Genomic DNA, 1,546 nt, shown 5'->3' with positions numbered 1-1,546 from the left:
ATTCCGCAGCGCCCTTGAACAGTTGGTCTCGGCTATTGCAACGACTGCGTCTTCGGCCGATGCCCAACTCGCCGCCCGAGGCCTGGGCGAGCAGTTCGGCCTTTCGACCGGTCAAACCGACATTCTCGAAGACGCCGCCGCCGCGGTGGCAACCGAGCGACGCCAGTCCGGTGTGCTGGCCGCCATGGCGACCATTTCAGGACAACCACTCGATGACGTTACGGAGGCCCAACTCGGTGACCTGGCGGCCGAGGCCTTGGGCGGGGCCATGGGATTAGAGATCCGGTTCGTCGCCGGCCCCGACGAATCCGGGGCAAGCGAAGCCTGCCCGGTGACTTTCCACGACCGCCGCTTCGGCACGCTTCATATGGCTCCGGGCACGGCAGGCGGGAGGGATCAAGATCTCGTCCAGTCGTTCGCTGACCACCTCGGCATGGCGCTGGGAAATCTGGTCGTCTATCGCGATCTGCGGGGCCTCTTTGGCCGCTACGTGTCACCGGCGATCGCTACCCGGCTCCTCAATGACCCGACGAATGCCGAACTGGGTGGCGTCATGGTGGAAACCACCGTGCTCTTCGCCGACCTACGGGGATTCACCTCCTACACCGAGGGCGTCCAACACCCCGGCGATGTCGTCAACCTTCTCAATCGATACTTCACGACAGTTGTGCCGATTCTGCTCGACGAAGGTGGAACCGTCGACAAGTTCGTAGGTGACGCCGTCATGGCCGTTTTCAACACGCCGATTCTCCAACCGGACCACGCCGTACGCGCCGTACGGGCCGCCTACCGGATGCAGCAGGCCATCGGCGAGCTGATTCGGGATCGGCCCGACTGGCCCCAGTTTCGAATCGGAGTCAATACCGGTTCAGCGTTGGTTGGCAACATCGGCAGCGACGAGCTGCGCAACTACACGGCTATCGGCGATGCCGTGAATGTGGCAGCCCGCCTCGAAACTGCCACCGCACCCGGCGAGATCCTGATGGGAGCGACCACCTACGACCTGGTGCGACATGTCGTTACTGCCGAACAAGTCCAGCCGATCGACGCCAAAGGCAAAGCTGAGCCAGTGGCGGCCTACCGGCTTGTTTCGATCAGCGACCAAGGCTGACGGGTCGGTCCACCCGAAGGCAATCTATGTTCGTTTTGAGTGGCGCCCTAGATCGCCATCAACCCCCGATCGGCCGCGAACGTATGACCGTTCACATACGACGCCTCATCCGAGCAAAGCCACACAACGACTTCAGCCATTTCGGAAGGTTCGCCTACCCGGGCCATCGGTGTGTTGCCGATGACGGCGTCGATCAGCTCGGGGTTTTCTTTCATGAAGTCGGCCACCATGGGAGTGTTGATCCTCCTGGACACAGGGCATTGAACCGGATACCCGAAGTTCCATAGTCAGCGACCGCCGTCTTCGTCAGCCCGGCACACCGTGCTTCGAGGCGACGTAGGGGGCGATGTTGCCGAACCCTTTGAGGCCGGCGACCGAAGACGTGTTGACAATGGCGCCCTTGCCCTGCTTGAGCATCACTGGGATCTCATACTT

General features: G+C 62.1%; 3 protein-coding genes. 1 reads left to right on the top strand and 2 read right to left on the bottom strand.

From position 1 onward, the window contains the following. The coding region (locus JJE47_05300) for an adenylate/guanylate cyclase domain-containing protein (protein ID MBK5266832.1) at positions 1 to 1,111 on the top strand (1,111 nt) is incomplete at its 5' end. A gap of 47 nt (positions 1,112 to 1,158) precedes the next feature. On the opposite strand, the gene JJE47_05295 is transcribed toward JJE47_05300, so the two are convergent. Then, positions 1,159 to 1,326: an SDR family oxidoreductase gene (locus JJE47_05295; GenBank protein ID MBK5266831.1), complete on the bottom strand. Its 168-nt coding sequence runs from the start codon at positions 1,324 to 1,326 to the stop codon at positions 1,159 to 1,161. Between the two features lie 91 nt (positions 1,327 to 1,417). Further along, positions 1,418 to 1,546 (bottom strand): SDR family NAD(P)-dependent oxidoreductase (locus tag JJE47_05290; protein MBK5266830.1); only part of this gene is annotated, 129 nt, incomplete at its 5' end.

Source organism: Acidimicrobiia bacterium (assembly GCA_016650365.1).
Classification (GTDB): Bacteria; Actinomycetota; Acidimicrobiia; order Spongiisociales; family JAENVV01; genus JAENVV01.
Note: the sequence above shows the minus strand (reverse complement) of the source record. Positions and strands in the feature narration are given on the sequence as shown.

Coding starts and splice junctions, on each gene's coding strand:
- JJE47_05295 (MBK5266831.1), bottom strand. CDS start 1,326: ATGAAAGAAAACCCCGAGCTGATCGACGCCGTCATCGGCAACACACCG.